Source organism: Hypericibacter adhaerens, from assembly GCF_008728835.1.
GTDB classification, from domain to species: Bacteria; Pseudomonadota; Alphaproteobacteria; order Dongiales; family Dongiaceae; genus Hypericibacter; species Hypericibacter adhaerens.
This window is the reverse complement of sequence record NZ_CP042582.1, coordinates 1,844,947-1,865,748: the sequence shown is the minus strand read 5'-3', so window position 1 is coordinate 1,865,748 and position 20,802 is coordinate 1,844,947. Positions and strand designations below refer to the sequence as shown.

The window sequence follows — 20,802 nt, the reverse complement described above, 5'->3', positions numbered from 1 at the left end:
ATGACATCGGGTGACCTGCCCCAGGCGACCGACCCAGGAAAGCCGGCTGATGGCGGCCAGCGACCGCGACATCCTCGAGCTGCTCAAGACCCGCGGACCGATCTCGACCGTGGACGTCGCCGCGACCCTCGACGTCACGCCCCAGGGCGCCCGCCAGCGATTGGAAAGCCTGCGTGCCGCGGGCCTGGTGGAGACCGGCGAGGCCAAGGGGGCGATCGGCCGACCCGGCCTGAGCTGGTTCCTGAGCGAGGCCGGTCATGCGCAGTTCCCGGACGGCCATGACCGTTTCGCGGTCGAGCTCATCGACATCATCCGCGGCAAGCTCGGCGCCAAGGCGCTCGACCGGCTGATCGCAGCCCGCGAGGCCGAGCAGCGCCGCCGCTATCAGGCGGCCCTCGCACCCGCCGGCGATCTGCGGGCGAAGCTGCAGCGGCTGGCCCAGGAGCGCACGCGCGAGGGCTACATGGCCGAGATCCGTGCGACGGACGATGGCGGCTGGCTGCTGATCGAGCATCATTGCCCGATCTGCGCCGCCGCCACCGCCTGCCGGGGCTTCTGCCGCTCGGAGCTGCAGCTCTTCCGCGCCGTGCTGGGTCCTGGCGTGAGGATCGAGCGGGCCCAGCATCTGATCAGCGGCGAGGGTCTCGCGGCGGGCGAGCGGCGCTGCGCCTATCGGATCGAGCCGCCGGCGCCGTCCGCCGCGGCGCGTCCGGTGCGCAGGAAACGCAGCCGCAAGCCGCGATCCCGGCTATAATGCGATCCGCATGAAGCCCCGACATCTGCTCTCGCTCGCAGGCATGATCATGACCAGCATCACCGGCGGCCAAGGTACCAGCACCACCGACCATCCGACCCCCATCGACTGGGGCAAGGTCCCCCTGCCCTCCGTCGAAGGCACGGCCTTCAAGCCGGAGCAGTTCCGCGGCAAGGTCGTGCTCATGGTCAACACCGCCTCCTATTGCGGCTTCACCCCGCAATATCGCGGGCTCGAGGCGCTGTGGCAGCGCTATCGCGACCGCGGCTTCGCGGTGCTGGGCGTGCCCGCCAACGATTTCGGCGAGCAGGAGCCGGATGCCGACAGCCAGATCAAGCGCTTCTGCGAGACGACCTACGGCATCGGTTTCCCGATCATGGCGAAGCAGACGGTCGTCGGCGCCAAGGCCCACCCGCTCTATCGCTGGGCGCTCGAGCAGACGGGCCCGCAGGGCGCGCCCAAATGGAACTTCCACAAGATCCTGATCGGACGCGACGGCAAGCTCGCGGCCTGGTTCACCAGCAGCGTGAAGCCGTCGGACGCGAAGCTGACCCAGGCGATCGAGCAGGCGCTGGCCGCGCCGGCGGGGTGAAGCGGGACTCTTGGAATATTATCCCCTCCCCCACTTTCTGGGGGAGGGGGCTGACGCGATCGATGAAGCAAGAGCGAGATGCTCTCGATCAGTGTCTTCTACCGAGTCATCCCCCTCCCTGGCCCTCCCCCTGAACGGGGGAGAGGACATAAGCTCACAGCCCGCGTGAGAAAACCTCAGCGGTCGAAAACATAGTCCCCCGCTAACCTTCTGCCGATCGATCGGCCATTCGCGAGAGATTCACCATGCGGCACTTTCCCCTGATGGCGCGCTTCAACGCCTGGGTCAACAACCAGCTCTACGACAAGGTGGCGGTGCTGGACGATGCGGCCTATCGCGCCGATGCGGGCATCTTCTTCGGCTCGATCCACCGCACCCTCAATCACCTGCTGGTAGTGGACCGTCTCTGGATCGGCCGCGTCACCGGCACCGATCGCGGCATCCGCTCCCTCGACCAGCTGCTCCATGACGATTTCGCCGCCCTGCGCGCGGCGCGGGAAGCCGAGGACCAGGGCCTGATCGAGCTGGTGGACGGGATGACGGAGGAGCAGATCGAGGCGATGGTGCGTTTCTCGACCATCAAGCGCGACCGCCATTTCGAGGCGCGGGTGCGCGACCTGCTCTCGGGCCTGTTCAACCACCAGACCCATCATCGCGGCCAGATCTTCGCCGTGCTGCAGCAGCGCGGCCTCGCCATGCCGGATGTCGATCTAGCCTTCTTCCTGCCGGTGGTCGGCGAGGCGCGGCTGATCGCCTGACGCCCACGAACCGACGACCAAGAGAAAAGGCGCCGGGGAATGGCCCCGGCGCCTTTGGTTTCGTCTTTGCGCCGATGCGGACGGAGCGCCCGCCCCCGCGCCTTACTGCAGCTTGACCTTCACGGTCGAATTCTTCGCGGCCTTCACGTCGAAGGCCTGCTCGCCATGGAGATCGCCGGTCGCGACCCTCACGATGTATTTGCCTTCGCGCAGCAGGAAGGTGGGCGAGGCGCCGGTCTGGCTCGCGACCATGCGGCGCTGGCCGTCCCCGTCCGGCTTGGCACGCAGCACCTGCCAGATCGTGGTCTTGTCGGCGCCCGCGGCGTTGAAGGTGACCTGCGCCGAATAGAGATTGATCGTGTATTTGTAGGAGTGCCCGGCCTCGATCGGCATCACCAGGTCGGCGGAGGTGCCGCCATAGCTGGCGCGCACGACGTAGTTGCCGGCGGGCAGCGAGAACTGCTGGGTCGGCGCCACCACCGTGAACAGCTTGTCGTTGTCCTGGAGGTTGGCCCCGCTCCCCTTGCGCATGAAGTAGAGATCCCATTTGACCGCGGTGGTGATGGGAGAGGCGCCGCTATAGGGGATCATCCGCAGGCTGATGGTGCCCGCATTGTAGTTGAAGAGCTCGGTATGCGGCTTGCCGGCCGGGACATCGACGTCGCGCTGCACGACGATCGCCTTCCAGATGCCCTCGACGATGTATTTGCCCGGCGGCAGCTTGAAGGTGGGGGCCGGGCTCTTGTCGCGGGCGATCACGGATTGCGGGATACCGCCTTCGGCCTTGCGCACGACCGTCCAGGAGATCGGGTCGGCGATGTTCTTGATGGCGCCGGTGGCGACCACGGCCGTCAGCTTCAGGGTGGCCGTCGAATCCGCGGGCTTCGGCGTCTCGACCGGGAGGTCCTTGTAGGCGCTCTGGCCCAGCAGGTTCGCGAACTGGCTGTTCTGCGCCAGCTGGACCGCGGTCGGGTCGACGGTGGACGAATCTGCGAACGCGGGCGCGGCAAAGCCGAGCGCGCCGCAGAGGGCGCAAATCGCGAGAACGAGGCGCAAAGCGGATCCCCCTATCATCGGTCGGACGGGCGTCAGCCCTATACAACAGCGGCGCGAAGCGGCACAAGCCGCAAACCGCCGCCATCGAAGGCCGACGGTGTTCGTGGACTATTCAATCAGCATGCGGAGCGAGCGCGGGTCTTTCAACCGTGCGCGGCGCGCGATGCTGTAACAATCGACACAGAGGCCGGCTCCGCCGTCGCGCGCGCCTTCCCGATCCAGCGATCGATGAAGCGCCGCGTCCAGCGGTCGAGGGTGGGATCATGTTCCTGGATGCCGGCGAGATGGACATCGCGCGGCGGCGCCCCCAGCCGGCTTTCGTAGTCGGAGGTCTCGCCGAGCCAGCCATGCACATCCGCGCCCGTCACCTCCGGATGGAACTGCAGCCCGTAGGCGGCACCCCAGCGGAAGGCCTGATGCGGAAAGCGCGAACCCCGCGCCAGAAGCTCGGCGCCGCGCGGCAGATCGAAGCCCTCCTTGTGCCAGTGATAGACATGGCTCAGACCCGAGAAGAGATCGCCGGCCTCGTGCGTCGGCTCGATCGGCCAGTAGCCGATCTCGTGCAGGCCTTCCGGATGCGGCTTCACCGTCGCGCCCAAGGCGCGGGCCAGCAGCTGGCCGCCGAGGCAGATGCCCAGATAGCGCCGTCCTCCCTCGACCCAGCGGCGGATCCAGTCGAGCTCCTGGCGCATATAGTCGACGCTGTCGGCGTCGTTGGCGCTCTGCACGCCGCCGAGCACGATGGCGCCCGCATAATCGTCGAGATTGTCCGGCAGAGGCTCGCCCTGGGCGGGGCAGCGACATTCCACCTGGTAGCCGTGGCTGGCGAGATGAGGGGTGATCCGTCTTTCACGCCACTCGCTATGCACCACCATCACGATGCGATTGCTCATCCTACGCCCTTCGCCGCCCGATGCCCCGCAAGGCCGATCATAGGATCGCCATGCTGGGGTCGCAGACCCTGAGTCGTCAATCGCCGGGCCCGTGTCCTCGGCCGCATCAATGGCCGCGGCCCGAGCGCAGGAACGCGCGCATATGGAACCCGGCCTGCGCCGGTTCGGAACGCCATTCGGCGCCGACCGGACAGGCCCGCCGCGCCCGGCAGCCGGCCTCCAGGCAATCATGCCCGGCAGGAGCTTCGATGTGGTTAAGGCAGGCCGCCACGTCGTAGCGCACCCCGCCCTCACCCGGCTGGAAGGCCCCGACCGGACAGGCGGCGAGGCAGGGCTTCTCGGCGCAGATCTCGCAAGGATGGCTGGCCCGGGCGGGCGGCGTCAGCGAGCGCGGCTCGGCGAAAAGCAGGGCCGCGCGATAGGCGTGCCAGAGGCCGAATTCCGGATGAATCAGAAGGCCCAAGGGCGAGGGAAAGACCGGCTCCGCCCATTGCGCCCAGCGCTGGAACGGCCAGGCGGGGCTGGCTTCGAAGGGATAAAGGGCCCGGGCGCCGAACTCGGCCGCCACCGTCTCCACCACCCGGCGCGTCCAGCGATTGAGCGGGTGCGGCGCCCCATCGGCCGCCTCCGGCGCGCGACTGAAGGCCGCCCAGAGGGCGGGACCGGCATTGCCGACCAGCATCAGCAGCCGCGTCGGCCGGTCCCCGGGCAGCGCCGGCAGCCCATCCTCGGCCGCCGGCTGGAAGCCACCCCGGAGGATCAGGCCGTGGGCAGCGAGCGCGGCGGCTAAGCTCTTGGACCAATTAGGGGTCTTGGAAAATCGGGGGTCGCTCATGCTAGGCTAGGCCGTTGTCGGTCGTCCCCCGCGCCCGTCGGGCCCCGGGAGGACGATGTTTGCATGGCCCCCGAGGGAGAGCAGGTGATGGAAGAGACGGTCGATTTCATCCGCATGGAGAATGGCAGCTACGAGGAGTATCAGCTTCTCGACCGCCTCTACCAGAAGCACAACCAGAATCTGCCGGGCGAGCTGCTGAGCCAGCTGCAGCGCCTGGCGGGCGACAAGATGGGCTACAAGATCGACCGCTTCGAGCATTCGGTCCAGTCCGCCACACGCGCCTTTCGCGCCGGCGAGGATGAGGAGGTGGTGGTGATCGCCCTCCTCCACGATATCGGCGACATCATGGCGCCGGAGAACCATTCCGATCTCGCCGCCGCGATCCTCCAACCCTACATCTCCAAGGACAATCACTGGCTGGTGAAGCATCACGGCATCTTCCAGGGCTACTACTTCTGGCACCATATGGGCGGCGACCGCAATGCGCGCGAGCAGTATCGCGGCCATCCGCTGTTCGAGCGCACCGCCGCCTGGTGCCACAATTACGACCAGAACTCCTTCGACCCGGAGTACGAGAACATGCCGCTCTCGGCCTTCGAACCGATGGTCCGCCGCATCATCGGGCGGAAGCCCTGGTCGTTCGCGGTCTGACGCGCATCCGGTGACGTCGCGGCGCCGAGGCCGCGACGTCATCACACACTCTGCCCGCGCCCTCCATCGTCATCCCCGCGAAAGCGGGGATCCATCTCGACCCAGCGCACCTAGCTTGAAGTTGGATCCCCGCTTTCGCGGGGATGACGAATAGAGAGCGTTTCCCGCATCGCTGCTCCTACCCACGCAGCCGCTCGTTCTTCGGGTCCCAGGCGGGCTGGGGCGCGATCTGCGCTTTGTGACGCTCGCCCATCATCAGGATCTCGAAGGCTTCGCCGTCGCGCGCGAGCTTGGGATCGACATAGGCGAAGGTCAGCGACTTGCCGATCGCGTGGCCATAGGCGCCGCCGGTGGTGATGCCGACCAGCTTGTCGCCCTGATAGATGGGCTCGTTGCCGTAGCAGTCGTTATTCCCGGCCTCGACGGTCATATAGACGAGCTTGATGCGGGCACCCTGCTGCTTCGAGCGCTGGGTCGCGGCCTTGCCGATGAAGTCCTTGTCGAGATTGACGAAACGCTCCATGTCGCCCTCGACGAGCGTGACCTCGTTGGTGAGCTCCGAGCCCCAGCCGCGATAGGCCTTCTCCATCCGCAGCGAGTTCATCGCGTAGGTGCCGAAGAGCTGGATGCCGTGCGGCGCCCCCGCCTTCATGACCGCGTCGAACACGGTGGGAAGCTGCTTCATCGGCACATGGAGCTCCCAGCCCAGCTCGCCGACATAGTTGACGCGCAAGCTGCGCACGCCCTTCACGCCCGCGACCTCGATCTCCTTGCCTGTCAGCCAGCGGAAGGAAGCGTTGGTGAGATCGGCCTTGGTGCAGGCCGCCAGCACGTCGCGCGCCTTCGGTCCCGCCAGCACCAGCACGCCGAAATCGTCCGTGACGTCGGCGATGGTGACGCGCTCGCCTTGCTTCAGGCGCCAGCACAGCTGGTCCATGTCGTAGAGCTGCGCCGCTGCGGCCGAGAGCACGTAGAAATGGTCGGCCGCGAGCCGGGTGACCGTGATCTCGCTCTCGATGAAGCCGTTCTCGTTGAGGAGATGGCCCAGCATGATGCCGCCATCCTTGGCGGGAATCCGGTTGGCGCAGATCCGCTCGAGGAAGGCGTAGGCATCCGGGCCCTTCACGTCGAACTTGGCGAAGGTCGAGAGGTCCATCAGGCCGACGCGCTCGCGCACCGCCTTGCACTCGGCCTTGACCGCGTCCCACCAGTTGGAGCGCTTGAAGGAATAGGCCTCGCCCTTGCCGGTCTTGTCGTACCAGCGTGCGCGCTCCCAGCCGAAGATCTGGCTGAACTGCGCGCCCGCGGCCGCGAGCTTGTCGTGGATCGCGGATTTGCGCAGGCCCCGGCCGACCTGGTGCTGCTCGGCCGGCTTGTAGCAGTAGTACATGTGGTGGTAGTCGGCGATCGAGACCTCGGTGGTGTAGTCCTTGGTCGCCCAGTTGCCGAAGCGGCGCGGATCGAACTCGCGCATATTGATCTCGGCCTGGCCATGCACCATCCACTGCGCCAGGTATTTGCCGGCACCGCCGCCCTGGCAGATGCCGATCGAGGCGCCGCAATGCATCCAGTAGTTCTTCGGGCCGTGCGCCGGGCCCGAGAGATAGACGCCGTCGGGCGTGTGGGTGATGGCGCCGGAGATGATGTTCTTGAGGCCGGATTCGCCGAACAACGGGAAGCGCTCGGCGGCCTTCTCCAGCCAGGGCGTCAGGCGATCGAGCTCGGGCGGCACCAGCTCGCTCTCGAAATCCCAGGCCGGCGGCTTGCCGTCCCAGCAGACATGGGCGGTCGCCGTCTCGTAAGGCCCGACCAGGATGCCGTTGGTCTCCTCGCGCAAGTAAGCGTGCGAATAGGGATCGCGCACCACCGGCAGCTCCTTCTCGAGCTCGATCAGCGCCGCGAGCGGCTCGGTGATCATGTAGTGATGCAGCATATTGGCGATCGGCACGTTATGGCCGGTCCAGGACCCGACCACGTCGCAGTAGGAGCCGGCCGAGTTCACCACATGCTCGCAGGTGATGTTGCCCTTGTCGGTGACGACCTGCCACTCGCCGGTCTTCAGGAGCTTGATGTCGGTGACGAGCGTGCGGCGATAGATCTCGGCGCCGAGCTTGCGGGCACCCGCCGCCATGGCGTTAGTGATGTCGGCCGGCGCCACATGGCCGTCGGTGACGGTCAGGAAGGCGGCCTTGATGCCGTCGGTGTTGAGGAAGGGGTGATACTGCTTGATCTCGTCGGGCCCGATGATATGGGCCTCGTAGTTCGCGAGCTTGGAGAGGCCATAGACCTGCTTCAGCCAGTTCACCTCCTCGTCGGTGGTGGCGATACGCAGGCCGCCGCAGCCGTGCCAGCTCACCGCCTGCCCCGTCAGCTTCTCGAGCTGCGGATAGAGCTGGGTGCCATAGACATGCACCTTGGTCATGTTGAGCGAGCCGTTGAAATGCGGGCATTGACCCGCCGCATGCCAGGTCGAGCCCGAGGTCAGCTCGCCCTTCTCCACCAGCACGATGTCGGTCCAGCCTTCCAGCGCCAGGTGATAGAGCAGCCCCACCCCCATCACGCCGCCGCCGACAACCACCACTCTCGCATGCGACTTCATCGAAACTCCTGCTCGTCAAAACGGGTTCGGGCGGGGGGAATGTAGCGGCGGGCGGCGCCCCTTCTCAAGCCCGCGGAAGCCGCAGGGGGTCGCGCTTCGAGGGCAAGCCAGCGCCGCGATCGACGACCGGCTGGTCTGGAATCGGTCAGGCCGCGCCTTTGATCTTGTCCGGTGCCGCGGCCCGCGCGGCTGCCGCCGCGGCGACCGCCGGCCCGCCGCGCTCGCGCCGGGGCGTGCGGCCGAAGAAGTCGCGGTAGCATTTGGAGAAATGCGAGGCCGAGACGAAGCCGCAGGCCAGCGCCACGTCGATCACCGACATGTTGGTCTGGAGCAGCAGCAGCCGCGCGCGGTTGAGGCGCAGCTCCACGTAATAGCGCGCGGGCGAACGGTTCAGGTATTTGCGGAACAGGCGCTCGAGCTGGCGGTTGGAGAGCCCCGCCGCCTCGGCCAGGTCCTGGCGCTCCAGCGGTTCCTCCAGATGCTCCTCCATCAGCTTGATCACGGAGAGGAGCTTGGGGTGGCGCACGCCGAGCCGCGCGGGCAGCGCCATGCGCTGATGGTCGTGGCGGTCGCGGATGCGCTCATGGATGAACTGGTCGGAGACCGAGGCCGCCAGTTCGTGGCCATGCTGCTCGGCGATCAGGTTCAGCATCATGTCGAGCGAGGCGGTGCCGCCCGAGCAGGTGAAGCGGTTGCGGTCGATCTCGAAGAGCTCGCTCGTCACCTCGATCTGCGGGAAATCCTCGGCGAAGCCCGCCATGTTCTCCCAGTGGATCGTGCAGCGATAGCCGTCCATGAGCCCGGCGCGCGCCAGGATATGGGTGCCCGTGCAGAGCGCGCCGATATCCGCCCCCGCGCGCTCGCAACGGCGCAGCGCCGCGAACAGGCCGCGGTCGTTATAGAGATGCGCGTCGATGCCGCTGCAGAGGATCACGGTGTGGTAGTTCACCGCCTGGTCCGCATTGCCGGCGGGGTTGAGCTCGATGCCGTTGCTGGCCGCGACCGGCTTGCCGTCCGGCGAGAACAGGTGCCAGCGATAAAGCTGGCGACCGCTGGCGCGGTTGGCGAGCCGGAGCGGCTCGACCGCGGCCGTGAAGGCGATCATCGAGAAGTTGGGCACCAGCAAGAAGGCGATCTGCTGCGGCAGCTCGCGGGGAGGATCACCGAACATCGAAACGTCCAGAATGGGGGTCGGGCCAGGAACCGGCGGGCACTCTACGCTATGTCGCGAAATGAATAAATGGTGACGTTGAGCCGCAAGACCGGAATCGGCGCCGGACCGCCATTTCCGGGGCCCGTCCTGCGGCTCCGGGCGCGCTTGCAACCCCTTCGGGCCGCTGCCATTTTGTCCGCCGCCCCGCCCCTCCTGGAGCCCGTCGCGCCCTTGGCCCTACGCCCCAAATACTCGATCGTCAGCCTGATCCGGAACGCCCTTTCCTACCACCAGGACTGGCAGGCCGCCTGGCGCAGCCCGGATCCCAAGCCGGATTACGACGTGGTGATCGTCGGCGGCGGCGGCCACGGCCTCGCCACCGCCTATTACCTCGCCAAGGAGCATGGCATCACCAATGTGGCGGTGATCGAGAAGGGCTGGCTCGGCGGCGGCAATACCGGGCGCAACACGACGATCGTTCGCTCCAACTATCTCTGGGACGAGAGCGCCCATCTCTACGAGCATTCGCTGAAGCTCTGGGAAGGACTGTCCCAGGACCTCAACTTCAACACCATGTTCTCGCAGCGCGGGCTGATGAGCCTGGCGCATAACCTGCACGATCTGCGCGAGATCAACCGGCGCGTCAATGCGATCCGTCTCAACGGCATCGATTCCGAGTTCCTCACGGTCGAGCAGTGCAAGGCCTACTGCCCGATCCTCAATACCGATCCCAGGTCGCGCTATCCGGTCATGGGCGCCTCGCTGCAGCGCCGCGGCGGCACGGCGCGTCACGACGCGGTCGCCTGGGGCCTTGCCCGCGCGGCCGATGCGCGCGGCGTCGATATCATCCAGAACTGCGAAGTCACCGGCTTCCGCATCGAGAACGGCCGGGTCAAGGGTGTCGAGACCACGCGCGGCTATATCGGCGCCAAGAAGGTCGGCTGCGTGGTGGCGGGTCATGCCAGCGTGGTCGCTTCCATGGCGGGCTTCCGCCTGCCGATCGAGAGCCACCCGCTCCAGGCCATGGTGTCCGAGCCGATCAAGCCGATCCTCGACACGGTGGTCATGTCGAACGCCGTCCATGTCTATGTCAGCCAGTCCGACAAGGGCGAGCTGGTGCTGGGGGCCGGCATCGACGCCTTCAACTCCTACGCCCAGCGCGGCAGCCCCTTCATCCTCGAGCACCAGCTCAACGCGCTCTGCGAGCTCTTCCCCATCTTCAGCCGCCTCAAGATCATGCGGACCTGGGGCGGCATCGTCGACACCTGCCCCGATGCGAGCCCGATCATCAGCCGCACGCCGGTCGAGGGCCTGTATTTCAATTGCGGCTGGGGCACGGGCGGCTTCAAGGCGACGCCGGGCTCGGGCTGGGTGTTCGCCGACACCGTCGCCAACGACCGGCCGCACAAGCTCGCCGAGCCCTTCGCGCTCGAGCGCTTCACCTCCGGCTATCTGATCGACGAGCATGGCGCCGCGGGCGTCGCTCACTGAAGGACCAGGCCCGATGCTGTTGATCCCCTGCCCCTATTGCGGCGCCCGCGACGAGACCGAGTTCTCCTATGGTCACGAGGCGCATATCGCGCGGCCGCAGAATCCCGACGCGCTCAGCGACGCCGAGTTCGCGGACTATCTCTTCATGCGCAAGAACCCCAAGGGCGTGCATTTCGAGCGCTGGATGCATGCGCGCGGCTGCCGCCGCTGGTTCAACGTCGCGCGCCACACGGTTTCGCACCGGATCCTCGCCGTCTACAAGATGGGCGAGCCGCCGCCCGCGGACCTGACGTGAGGAGTGCCGAGGCATGAGCCGCCAGAGCCACCGTCATCCCGAGCGCGGGCGCATCGATCGCGACCAGCCGTTGCGCTTCACCTTCAACAACCGCGCCTATTACGGCTACAAGGGCGACACGCTGGCCTCGGCCCTCCTGGCCAATGGCGTGGCACTGGTGGGCCGCAGCTTCAAGTATCACCGCCCGCGCGGGATCATGACCGCCGGTTCCGAGGAGCCGAACGGGCTGGTGCAGCTCGGCGAAGGAGCCCGAACCGAGCCCAACATCCGGGCCCCTCAGGCCGAGCTCTATGACGGCCTCGTCGCCAGCAGCCAGAACTGCTGGCCCTCGGTCGATCTCGATATCGGCGAGACTAACAGCCTGCTCTCGCGCATCTTCCCGGCCGGCTTCTACTACAAGACCTTCATGTGGCCGAAGAGCGCCTGGATGACGTACGAGCATTTCATCCGCCGCGCAGCGGGTCTGGGCAAAGGGCCGACCGAGCCCGACCCCGACCGCTATGACAAGCAATACAGCTATTGCGACGTGCTGATCGTTGGCGCCGGTCCGGCGGGCCTGGCGGCAGCGCTCGCGGCCGGGCGCATGGGCGCCCGCGTCATCCTCGCCGACGAGCAGTCCGAGTTCGGCGGCCAGCTGCTCTCGAGCGCGGGCGAGACCATCGACGGCAGGCCCGCGGCCGAATGGGTCGCGGACGCGGTGGCCGAGCTGGCAGCGATGCCCGAGGTGAAGCTTCTCAGCCGCACCACCGCCTTCGGCTATTACGACTACAACTATGTGGCCCTGGCCGAGCGCGTGACCGACCATCTGGGGCCGGGCGCCCAGGGGCCGCGCCAGCGCCTCTGGCGCGTCCGCGCCAAGCAGGTGGTGCTGGCGCCGGGCGCCATCGAGCGGCCGCTGGTCTTCGCCGACAATGACCGCCCCGGCACGATGCTGGCCTCGGCGGCGCGCACCTATCTCAACCGCTATGGCGTGACCCCCGGGCACAAGACCGTGCTCTTCACCAACAATGACGGCGCCTATCGCACGGCACTCGATCTCGTCGATGCCGGCAGCAGTGTCGCCGCCATCATCGACCTGCGCGCCGAGCCGCGGGGCGAGCTGGTCCAGGCGGCCCGCGCCAAGGGCATCGAGCTCCTGGCTGGCCATGCCGTCACCGGCACCCTGGGCCACAAGCGCATCAAGGCCGTGAAGATCATGGCGCTCAACGCCGCGGGCGACGCGGTGGGCGGTGGCGCGCGCCAGATGGATTGCGATGCGCTCCTGGTCTCGGGCGGCTGGAATCCCACCGTGCATCTCTATTCGCAGTCGCGCGGCACGCTGCGCTTCGACGAGGCCCTCGCCTCCTTCGTGCCGAGCAAGCCGCACGAGGCGACGCTGACGGCCGGCGCCATCAATGGCGCGCTGCGTTCCTCCGACTGCCTGGCCCAGGGTTTCGAGGCCGGAGCCAGCGCCGCTCGGGCGGCGGGCTTCGAGGCCAGCCCCGGCACCGCACCCGCCCTGACATCGGCGGAGCCGGCCGAGGAGCCGCTGCGGGCACTCTGGCTCGTGCCCTCCGGCAAACCGCTCGGCCAGGGTGGCAAGCATTTCGTCGATCACCAGAACGACGTGACCGCCGCCGATGTGGCGCTCGCCAACCGCGAAGGCTATCGCTCGGTCGAGCATCTCAAGCGCTACACCACGATGGGCATGGGCACCGACCAGGGCAAGACCAGCAACGTCAATGCGCTGGCGATCCTGGCCGATCTGCGCGACGCGCAGATACCCGAGGTAGGCTTCACCACCTTCCGCGCGCCCTATACGCCGGTGACGATCGGCGCCTTCGTCGGCCATGAGAAGGGCGACCTGTTCGATCCGATCCGCCGCACGCCGATGCATGGCTGGCACGAGAAGGCCGGCGCCCTCTTCGAGAATGTCGGGCAGTGGAAGCGCCCCTGGTATTACCCCCGGCCCGGCGAGACCATGCATGATGCGGTCAATCGCGAGGTCAAGGCGACGCGCACGAGCGTGGGCATCGTCGACGCCTCAACGCTCGGCAAGATCGACCTGCAAGGTCCCGACACCGCCAAGCTGCTCAACATGGTCTACACCAACGCCTGGGCCAAGCTCGAGGTCGGGCGCTGCCGCTACGGCCTGATGTGCGGCGAGGACGGCATGGTGTTCGACGACGGCGTCACCACGCGCCTCGCCGAGAACCATTTCCTGATGAGCACCACGACCGGCAACGCGGCCCGCGTGCTGGCCTGGCTCGAGGAATGGCTGCAGACCGAATGGCCGGAGATGAAGGTCTACTGCACCTCGGTGACCGAGCAATGGGCCACGGTCGGCATCAATGGGCCGATGGCGCGCCGGCTGCTCTCGGAGCTCACCACCGACATCCCGCTCGAGGACGCGGCCTTCCCCTTCATGTCCTACAAGGAAGGCCATGTCGCCGGCATTCCTTCGCGGGTTATGCGCATCAGCTTCACCGGCGAGCTCACCTACGAGGTGAACGTGCCCTCGAGCTACGGCCTCGCCCTCTGGGAGGCGCTGATGGCGGCGGGCGAGAAATATGGCGTGACACCCTACGGCACCGAGGCGATGCATGTCTTGCGCGCCGAGAAGGGCTTCATCATCGTGGGCCAGGAGACCGACGGCACCCAGACGCCGCAGGACCTCGGCATGGATTGGGCGATCGCGAAGTCGAAGCCCGATTTCCTCGGCAAGCGCGCCCACAAACGCGTCGACACGGCGCGGCCCGACCGCAAGCATCTGGTGGGCCTGCTGACCGAGAACCCCAGCGAGATCATCCCCGAGGGTGGCCAGGTCGTGGCCGAGCTCGAGAAGAAGCCGCCGATGGTCATGATCGGCCATGTGACCTCGAGCTATTACAGCCCCAATGTCGGCCGCTCGATCGCCATGGCCGTGCTGAAGAACGGCCGCAACCGCATGGGCGACACCGTGTTCATCCCGCTGGTCGACCGCACGATCCGCGCCAAGGTGACCGAAGCCCGCTTCTTCGACATCGAAGGGACCCGCCTCAATGGTTGAGCCCTATCTGCGCCGCTCGCCGCTGGCCCATCTGGGCCTGCGCGCCCGCGCCGCCTCGCAGACCGGTGTCGTCGCCGAGGCGGAGGTCCTGCTAGGCGAACGTCCCCATCGCTGCCAGATCAACCTGCGCGGAAACGCCGCCGATCCCGCGTTCCTCGATGCCGTCCGGCAGGCGACGGGCCTCGACCTGCCCCAGCTTCCCAACAGCGTCGCGCGCGGCAACGAGCTCCGTGCGCTCTGGCTCGGCCCCAACGAGTGGCTCGTCATCGGCCCCGCCGGCCGCGAGACCGATCTCGTCCGCAGCCTGCGCACCAGCCTGCTCGGCCAGCATGCCGCTGTCACCGATGTGAGCGAGGCGCGGACCTGCATCCTGGTCGCCGGTGCCAAGGCGCGCGAGCTGCTCGCCCGCGGCATCAGCCTCGATCTTCATCCGCGCGTCTTCGGCCCCGGCCGCTGCGGCCAGACCGGCATGGCCGGCGCCAACATCATCATCGAGCAAATAGACGACCGCCCCGGCTTCGAGATCGCGGTGCTCAACAGCTTCGCCGACCATCTCTGGCGCTGGCTGGAGCGGGCCGGCGAGGATTACCGGATCGCCGTGGCAGGCGACTGATGCGCCCGGCCCGGCGCCGCACAAGCTTGCTTGCGGCGCTGCTGCTGTCATTGCCGATCCTTCTGGGTGCTTCGTCGGGCTGGTCTCAGGATGCGGTGCGGCTGACCGGCGCCGAAATCACCACCCTGCTCCTCGGCAACTCGATCGAAGGCACCTGGAGCGGCTCCCATTTCCGCAGCTACTTCTCGTCCGACGGGACCACGCTCTATCAGGCGCAGGGAGAGCCGCCCGAGCAGGGCCATTGGCGGATCGTCGGCGACCAATATTGCTCGATCGCCGACGAGGGCGACGCCTGCTTCAACCTCTATCGGGATGGCCAAGACCTCGTCTGGGAGGATCCACGCAGCGGCCAGCGCTTTGCCTCGGCCGTGATCCAGGGCAAGGCGGTGCCCTGGTAGCTGCCGCATCGCGACGGCGATGTGGCATTCCGGTGCAAAACGCGCGCGATCGAAAGAGCGTCTTCAGACTCCGTTCATCAATTGAAACGAAGATGCGCCTCGCTGTGCCGGCATGTCCGGCACGGGATCGCTCGCCTCACCAGTCGCGGCGATCAAAAAAAACCGCATAAAACCAGGAAGATTTGATCCACAACGCGCGATTGCATCGCCGCGGCGCGAACCCGTGCCACAACTCTGCCACAGCTCCTGTAGCCATTCCTTTACCACACCTTGGGAAAAGAAGGCGCACCTAGCGTCGAACCGGAATCTGCATCCCGAGTCGCATCGGGTCGGTTCCTTAAGGGGGAATTAAATCCATGGTTCGTTCATTGACCTGTTTGTCTCTGTTTGCGCTGGCTGTCGTTTTCGCCCATCCCGCTTCCGCCGAGCGCCTGAAGCTCAGCGGCAGCGAGATCAAGCAGCTTCTCTCCGACAAGACGGCCTACGGTTATCGCGGTGATACCGCCTACAGCGTCTATTTCTCGCCCGACGGCACCATGATCGAGGAACAGAAGGACGGCAAGAAGCGCATCGGCCACTGGGTCGCGAAGCAGACCCAGCATTGCGTGACCTGGCAGGATGGCGTCGAGAATTGCATGTCGCTCTATCGCGACCGCGATCAGATCTTCTGGGTCGATCCCGCGACCGGCGCGATGAACCTGGCGCAGATCAAGAGCGGCAAGAACCTCCTGGCCGATTCCGGCCAGTAGGAATTCCAGTCCGGCGCGCGCCTCGGCGAGGCGCTACCGGATCGGCGGCTTGGCATGAGGGTGCTTGGATTTGGATGGCAATGACGGCCATCCGCCCTGTTGGCCGCGATCCGGCGGGCTGCCCCCGCCCCGGATCATCTCGGCCAGGGCACGACCCCAAGTAGGACGTCGTGCCCTCTCGATGGCAGTGACGTGACGTGCCTGAACTGATTCTCAGCGATTGAGCAGCTCCGCCTTCTCGGCGAGCGCATCGAGCTGGGCACTGACGGAAGTCAGATATTTGGCTTCGGTCGCGAGGATCGCGCGGAAGACCGCGCGCTTCACGGCCAGGATGTCGATCGAATCCGCGGCGTGCTCGCGCCGGGCGGCGTCATAGACGATGTCGATCATCCGCTCGGCGCCATGCAGCCTTCCCCAGAGATAGTCGTTCTCGCGATGCGGCCGGCTGAAGAAGCCGCCGAAATGACCGAAAGCGATGCCTTGCAGCACCGTGGCTCCCCCGCCCGAGAGGCTCACGGCGTCCTCCGGGCTGATGCGGTCGACGCGCACCTCCTCATGCTCTTCGATGTCGCGCCATTCGGCGATCGGGAAGGTCAGCACGTCCCAGAAGGCGAAGCCGACATAATGCACGATCAGCTCGCGATGAAGCGCCGCCGACCAGTTGCCGCGCACCACCTCGGCCAGCACGCCGTCGATATAGGCGTCGACCGCCGGCAGGTTGAGCCCTTCGGCCAGGCGCCGCATCACCGCGTCGATCGGGAACGAGGCGGCGTCGGTCCCCTCGATCAGCTCGCGCATCGCCTTCGCCATGGGCAGCCCGTCGAGATCGCCGCTCGCATAGCGCCGGAGCTGATGCAGGGGCTTGTAGAACTGCGCCTTCAGCGTATCGAGCTGTTCCGAGGTCACGCCCGCCAGCACCGGCGTATCGAGCTGTCCATAAAGCCGGTTCAGGCCGCGAATGAGGAAGGACAGGCGCCGACGCCGGAAGTCGATGTCGTAGGCGCCGAGGAAGCGAATCCAGGCCGGCCGCTTGTCGCCGGGCTCGCGCCCGCCGGCGAGCGGAATGGCGCCGTCGGGGAGCCGGGCGCCTTCCTGCTCGAGCCAATGAGCCAGCGCCGGAGGCACCGCCGGCGCCAAGGGCGAGGCCATGTCGATGCCGCAGACGAGCTTGAGCTGGCGGCCCAGATTCTCGACCAGCTCGGCCATCTTGAGGCGCGCATAGACCTGATAGGCGTAATGCGCCTCGCGCGCGGCGACACCGTTCGCGGCATCCCTCCAGCGCCGGATGGTGTTCTCGAAGTCGGCCGTGATTGGCTCCTCGCGAGTCACGATCGACACCAGCCGCACGATCTCCGGACGCGCGGCGTCGAGCACGCTGCGCATCCGCTTGATGCTCTGGTTGAAGCGGCTCACCCAGGCGAGGTCGTCATAGACCGGCTCGTTGCGGGGTATGTCGGAGAGCGCCGCCTTGAGCGTGGAAATGAAACCCGGCTTCTCGCCGCCGGGCGGCGGCGGCGGCGGCTCGGGGTCGGGATCGATATAGACGATGCGCCGGTCGACATTGCGATAGGCCGGCTTGTTGCGGATCGATTCCACCACCGGTGCGAACGGCTTGTTGTCGACCACGCTGCCGTCGAGGAAGGAGGTGCGGAACGGCGCCTGATCGAGATTGGCGTAGTCGAGAAAGTTGGCGGCGAGGAACTGGGCCCGCATCGGCCAGGTCTCGTTGCGCTCCCGCACGAAGGCGTCGAGGTCCTTGAGCTGGGTCGGCGGAAAGGCGCCCGGGAACGAGGAGGTCGCGCGGGCGGCGAAGGCCAAGGCAGGGAGATTGTCGTCGCCGAGATCCGAGACCTCCGTGCCGTCGTCCCAGCGCGTATAGCGGAAGCGCAGTAGATGGCTGTGCTCGCGCTCCTTGATCACGGCCGGGCTGTTGATGGCAATGGGCCGCGAATAGCCGAAGAAGTCCGTCAGGGTCACCGAGAGATCGAGCCCGTGGCCGACGGGCAGCAGCGAGCTGCGGTCGCCCGCATGCTCAGGCTTGCGCATCGCCTTCATCGCGTCGAACAGCAGGCCCAGGAAATGCTGCCCGTCGAAGGGCGGCTTGAACCAGCGCGAGCGCAGGAAGATCGAGAGCTTGGTGCGGATCTCGCGATCCCTGCTGAGGGCGAAACGCGGCATCCGGTAGGCGACCCAGAGGAAGGGATGGAGGATGAACTTGCTCCAGGGCTTGGCGAGATGACTGGGTGCCGTCAGCCGCACGACGTCGGCCTCGTCGATCCAGGCGGCGCGCATATGGTCGATCGAGAGGTCATGCGCCAGGGCCCGCGCCAGGATCACCCCGTTGATGCCGCCGGCCGAGGCGCCGGCGATGCTGTCCACCACCACGCGCAGATCGAGCGTCCGGCCGATCGCCTTGAGCAGATCGAAATAGATTTCCTCGCTGTCGACCTCGTCCGGAATCTTGCCCTTCAGATCCTCGAAGCGGGTCTCCTCGCGATGGGTGCGGTCCGGGTTGGAATGGAACAGCCGCGAGGCGCGGGCGAGCTTCAGCACCTCCTTGGTGATGCCGTGCATATAGACGGCGAGCGAGATGCCGCCATAGCAGACCAGCGCCAGACGAAGCTCTTTTTCCTTCACCGGTTCCCCTGGGGCCCCGGACCCGTCGGCGGAACCGACTCGAAGGCCCTTCTGGATTCTATTGAAGTTCGAGCGAGACCGGTCTGGCAACGGGGAAGCTGCATAAGCAGCCCTCGCCCTGCAAGAGCGGGGCGAGGGTGAAGCTCACCAAGCGCCGCGACCTTTCACCCTCTCCGCGCGCCAGCGGGGAGAGGGAGGGGCCCGCGGGCCAAAGGCCCATGGGAGGGTGAGGCGCCGGCGAGATCTCGAACTTGCGACTGCCCCTCACCCTCCCGCTGCGCGGGTCCCTCCCTCTCCCCGCAAGCGCGGGGCGAGGGTGAAGTTCAGCGGGCATCGTGACGTTTCACCCTCTCCGCGCGCCAGCGGGGAGAGGGAGGGGCCCGCGGGCCAAAGGCCCGTGGGAGGGTGAGGTGCCGGCGAGATCTCGAACTTGCGACTGCCCCTCACCCTCCCGCTGCGCGGGTCCCTCCCTCTCCCCGCAAGAGCGGGGCGAGGGTGAAGCTCAACGGGCGCCGCGGCTCTTCACCCTCTCCGCGCGCCAGCGGGGAGAGGGAGGGGCCTGCGGGCCAAAGGCCCGTGGGAGGGTGAGGTCCGCGAGATCTCGAACTTGCGACTGCCCCACCCAGCTTCGGGTAAGCCTGCGCAACCCTCTCCCCCACTTCGTGGGGGCGAGGGGCAATACGCATCACACGTTCGAATCCGGCGATGCGGCCTTGCGCTTGGCGATATAGGCCTGAAGGGCCTCGTCGATGGCGGGGTCGAGCGGCGGGGCTTCATACTCCCGCAACAGACGCTTCCACAGCTTGTTGGCGCGCTGGGCCGCGTCCTGGGCGCCCTCGGCCTCCCACTGCTCGAAGCTGTTGTTGTCGGCGATCGAGGAGCGATAGAAGGCGGTCTCGAAATTGGCCTGGGTATGGCTGCAGCCGAGGAAATGGGTCCCGGGCCCGACCTCGCGGATGGCGTCGAGCGCCTGGCCGTTCTCCGAGAGATCGATGTTCTTCGCCAGCACCTGCATCATGCCGAGCTGGTCGGCATCCATGATGAACTTCTCGTAGCCCGAGGCGAGGCCGCCCTCGAGCCAGCCCGCGCCATGGAGCACGAAATTGGTGCCGCACTGGAGCGTCGGCAGCAGAGTCTGGGCGCTCTCATAGGCCGCCTGGGCATCCGGGATCTTGGAGCCGCAGAGCGAGCCGCCGGTGCGGAAGGGAATCCCCAGCCGGCGTGCGAGCTGGGCGGCGGCGATGCTGACGAGAGTGGGCTCGGGCGTGCCGAAGGTGGGAGCGCCCGACTGCATCGAGATCGAGCTCGCGAACACGCCGAAGATCACGGGCGCGCCCGGATTGTAGAGCTGGCAGGTCGCGGCACCGCTCAGCACCTCGGCCAGCACCTGGGCCAGCGTGCCCGCCGCCGTCACCGGGCTCATGGCGCCCGCCAGGATGAAGGGGGTGGTGATGCAGGCCTGGTTCGCCCGCGCATAGACCTTCATCGCCCCCAGCATCGTGCCGTCCCACACCATCGGCGAGTTGGCGTTGATGAGCGAGGTGATGACCGTGTTCTTCGCCACGAAATCGGCGCCGAACAGGATGCGCGCCAGTTCCACCGTGTCGGCCGCGCGCTCGGGCGCCGTGACCGAGCCCATGAAGGGCTTGTCGGAATATTTGATGTGGCTATAGACCATGTCGAGGTGACGCTTGTTCACCGGCAGGTCCACCGGCTCGCAGACCGTGCCGCCCGAATGGTGGATCGCGGGCGACATGTAGGCGAGCTTCACGAAATTGCGGAAATCCTCGATCGTGGCGTAGCGCCGTCCCTCGTCGAGCGAGCGGATGAAGGGCGGGCCATAGACCGGGGCGAAGACGGTGGCGTCGCCGCCGATCCTCACGTTGCGCTCGGGATTGCGGGCGTATTGGATATATTCGCGCGGCGCCGACTTCTGCACGATGGAGCGGCAAAGGCCGCGGGGAAAGCGGATGCGGGTGCCCTTCACGTCGGCCCCGGCGCCCTGCCAGAGCTTGACCGCCTCGGGCTCGTCGCGGAACTCGATGCCGACTTCCTGCAGAATGGTGTCGGCGTTGCGCTCGATGATGGAGAGCCCCTCCTCGTCCAGCACGGTCACCAGCGGGATCTTGCGGACGATATAGGGGAACTGCTCGATCTTGAGCGCCGTGCGCGCCGCGCGCCGCGCCTCGGCGCCGCCGCGCGACCGCCGCCGCTCACCCGCACCCGCCGTCTGCTCTTCAACGCCCGACATCAGCCGCTCCTTCATCCGAAAGCGATAAACCCGGAGATGCGCCCGCCCG

Annotated in this window: 17 protein-coding genes; 10 read left to right on the top strand and 7 right to left on the bottom strand. The window is 67.1% G+C overall.

The annotated features are described in order from the left end of the window. Nucleotides 1-49 precede the first annotated feature (49 nt). The 3 genes from FRZ61_RS08005 to FRZ61_RS07995 all read left to right on the top strand — a co-directional run bounded on the left by FRZ61_RS08005 (nucleotide 50) and on the right by FRZ61_RS07995 (nucleotide 2,104). A complete protein-coding gene (locus tag FRZ61_RS08005; protein ID WP_151116394.1) occupies nucleotides 50-754 on the top strand; it encodes a helix-turn-helix transcriptional regulator in 705 nt (234 codons plus the stop codon). Nucleotides 755-764: 10 nt separating this feature from the next. Beyond that, nucleotides 765-1,346: a glutathione peroxidase gene (locus FRZ61_RS08000; protein ID WP_151116392.1), complete on the top strand. Its 582-nt coding sequence runs from the start codon at nucleotides 765-767 to the stop codon at nucleotides 1,344-1,346. Between the two features lie 245 nt (nucleotides 1,347-1,591). Further along, nucleotides 1,592-2,104: a DinB family protein gene (locus FRZ61_RS07995; protein ID WP_151116390.1), complete on the top strand. Its 513-nt coding sequence runs from the start codon at nucleotides 1,592-1,594 to the stop codon at nucleotides 2,102-2,104. A gap of 102 nt (nucleotides 2,105-2,206) precedes the next feature. Here the strand turns inward: FRZ61_RS07995 and FRZ61_RS07990 are convergent, their stop codons facing one another. From FRZ61_RS07990 to FRZ61_RS07980, 3 genes are all read right to left on the bottom strand, one after another. Further along, nucleotides 2,207-3,160, bottom strand: coding sequence for a hypothetical protein (locus FRZ61_RS07990; protein WP_151116388.1), 954 nt, complete (start codon nucleotides 3,158-3,160; stop codon nucleotides 2,207-2,209). 143 nt (nucleotides 3,161-3,303) lie between these two features. After that, the gene (locus FRZ61_RS07985) at nucleotides 3,304-4,053 is read right to left on the bottom strand and encodes a glutamine amidotransferase-related protein (RefSeq protein ID WP_151116386.1); all 750 of its coding nucleotides are present in this window, start codon (nucleotides 4,051-4,053) and stop codon (nucleotides 3,304-3,306) included. Nucleotides 4,054-4,159: 106 nt separating this feature from the next. Then, nucleotides 4,160-4,888 (bottom strand): 4Fe-4S dicluster domain-containing protein, encoded by a 729-nt coding sequence (locus FRZ61_RS07980; RefSeq protein ID WP_191909354.1) that lies wholly within the window; start codon nucleotides 4,886-4,888, stop codon nucleotides 4,160-4,162. A 63-nt stretch (nucleotides 4,889-4,951) separates the two neighbouring features. Between FRZ61_RS07980 and FRZ61_RS07975 the strand changes: the two genes are divergently transcribed. Further along, nucleotides 4,952-5,539, top strand: a complete 588-nt coding sequence (locus tag FRZ61_RS07975; RefSeq protein ID WP_225309177.1) for an HD domain-containing protein — start codon at nucleotides 4,952-4,954, stop codon at nucleotides 5,537-5,539. 178 nt (nucleotides 5,540-5,717) lie between these two features. Here FRZ61_RS07975 and FRZ61_RS07970 read toward each other — a convergent pair whose 3' ends face one another. Both FRZ61_RS07970 and FRZ61_RS07965 read right to left on the bottom strand, forming a co-directional pair. Continuing rightward, the gene (locus FRZ61_RS07970; protein WP_151116384.1) at nucleotides 5,718-8,138 is read right to left on the bottom strand and encodes an FAD-dependent oxidoreductase; all 2,421 of its coding nucleotides are present in this window, start codon (nucleotides 8,136-8,138) and stop codon (nucleotides 5,718-5,720) included. A 145-nt stretch (nucleotides 8,139-8,283) separates the two neighbouring features. After that, nucleotides 8,284-9,309, bottom strand: coding sequence for a GlxA family transcriptional regulator (locus FRZ61_RS07965; RefSeq protein WP_151116382.1), 1,026 nt, complete (start codon nucleotides 9,307-9,309; stop codon nucleotides 8,284-8,286). A 213-nt stretch (nucleotides 9,310-9,522) separates the two neighbouring features. Here FRZ61_RS07965 and FRZ61_RS07960 point away from each other — a divergent pair, with 213 nt between their 5' ends. The 6 genes from FRZ61_RS07960 to FRZ61_RS07935 all read left to right on the top strand — a co-directional run bounded on the left by FRZ61_RS07960 (nucleotide 9,523) and on the right by FRZ61_RS07935 (nucleotide 15,865). Further along, nucleotides 9,523-10,782, top strand: a complete 1,260-nt coding sequence (locus FRZ61_RS07960) for a sarcosine oxidase subunit beta family protein (RefSeq protein ID WP_225309176.1) — start codon at nucleotides 9,523-9,525, stop codon at nucleotides 10,780-10,782. Nucleotides 10,783-10,795: 13 nt separating this feature from the next. Next, on the top strand, nucleotides 10,796-11,077 hold the full coding sequence (locus tag FRZ61_RS07955) for a sarcosine oxidase subunit delta (RefSeq protein WP_151116378.1): 282 nt from the start codon (nucleotides 10,796-10,798) through the stop codon (nucleotides 11,075-11,077). 13 nt (nucleotides 11,078-11,090) lie between these two features. Then, a complete protein-coding gene (locus tag FRZ61_RS07950; protein WP_151116376.1) occupies nucleotides 11,091-14,105 on the top strand; it encodes a sarcosine oxidase subunit alpha in 3,015 nt (1,004 codons plus the stop codon). Further along, a complete protein-coding gene (locus tag FRZ61_RS07945) occupies nucleotides 14,098-14,718 on the top strand; it encodes a sarcosine oxidase subunit gamma (protein ID WP_151116374.1) in 621 nt (206 codons plus the stop codon). Before FRZ61_RS07950 ends, FRZ61_RS07945 begins: the two co-directional genes overlap by 8 nt. Then, nucleotides 14,718-15,116 carry a hypothetical protein gene (locus FRZ61_RS07940; protein ID WP_151116372.1) on the top strand — a complete coding sequence of 133 codons (399 nt, stop codon included), beginning with the start codon at nucleotides 14,718-14,720 and terminating at the stop codon, nucleotides 15,114-15,116. The genes FRZ61_RS07945 and FRZ61_RS07940 overlap by 1 nt, the downstream gene beginning before the upstream one ends. Nucleotides 15,117-15,472: 356 nt before the next feature. Continuing rightward, nucleotides 15,473-15,865 carry a hypothetical protein gene (locus tag FRZ61_RS07935; protein ID WP_151116370.1) on the top strand — a complete coding sequence of 131 codons (393 nt, stop codon included), beginning with the start codon at nucleotides 15,473-15,475 and terminating at the stop codon, nucleotides 15,863-15,865. 213 nt (nucleotides 15,866-16,078) lie between these two features. Here the strand turns inward: FRZ61_RS07935 and FRZ61_RS07930 are convergent, their stop codons facing one another. Together FRZ61_RS07930 and FRZ61_RS07925 are read right to left on the bottom strand one after the other, a co-directional pair. Beyond that, nucleotides 16,079-18,502 (bottom strand): patatin-like protein, encoded by a 2,424-nt coding sequence (locus tag FRZ61_RS07930; RefSeq protein ID WP_191909353.1) that lies wholly within the window; start codon nucleotides 18,500-18,502, stop codon nucleotides 16,079-16,081. Nucleotides 18,503-19,187: 685 nt separating this feature from the next. Next, nucleotides 19,188-20,753 (bottom strand): trimethylamine methyltransferase family protein, encoded by a 1,566-nt coding sequence (locus FRZ61_RS07925; protein WP_191909352.1) that lies wholly within the window; start codon nucleotides 20,751-20,753, stop codon nucleotides 19,188-19,190. Nucleotides 20,754-20,802 lie beyond the last annotated feature (49 nt).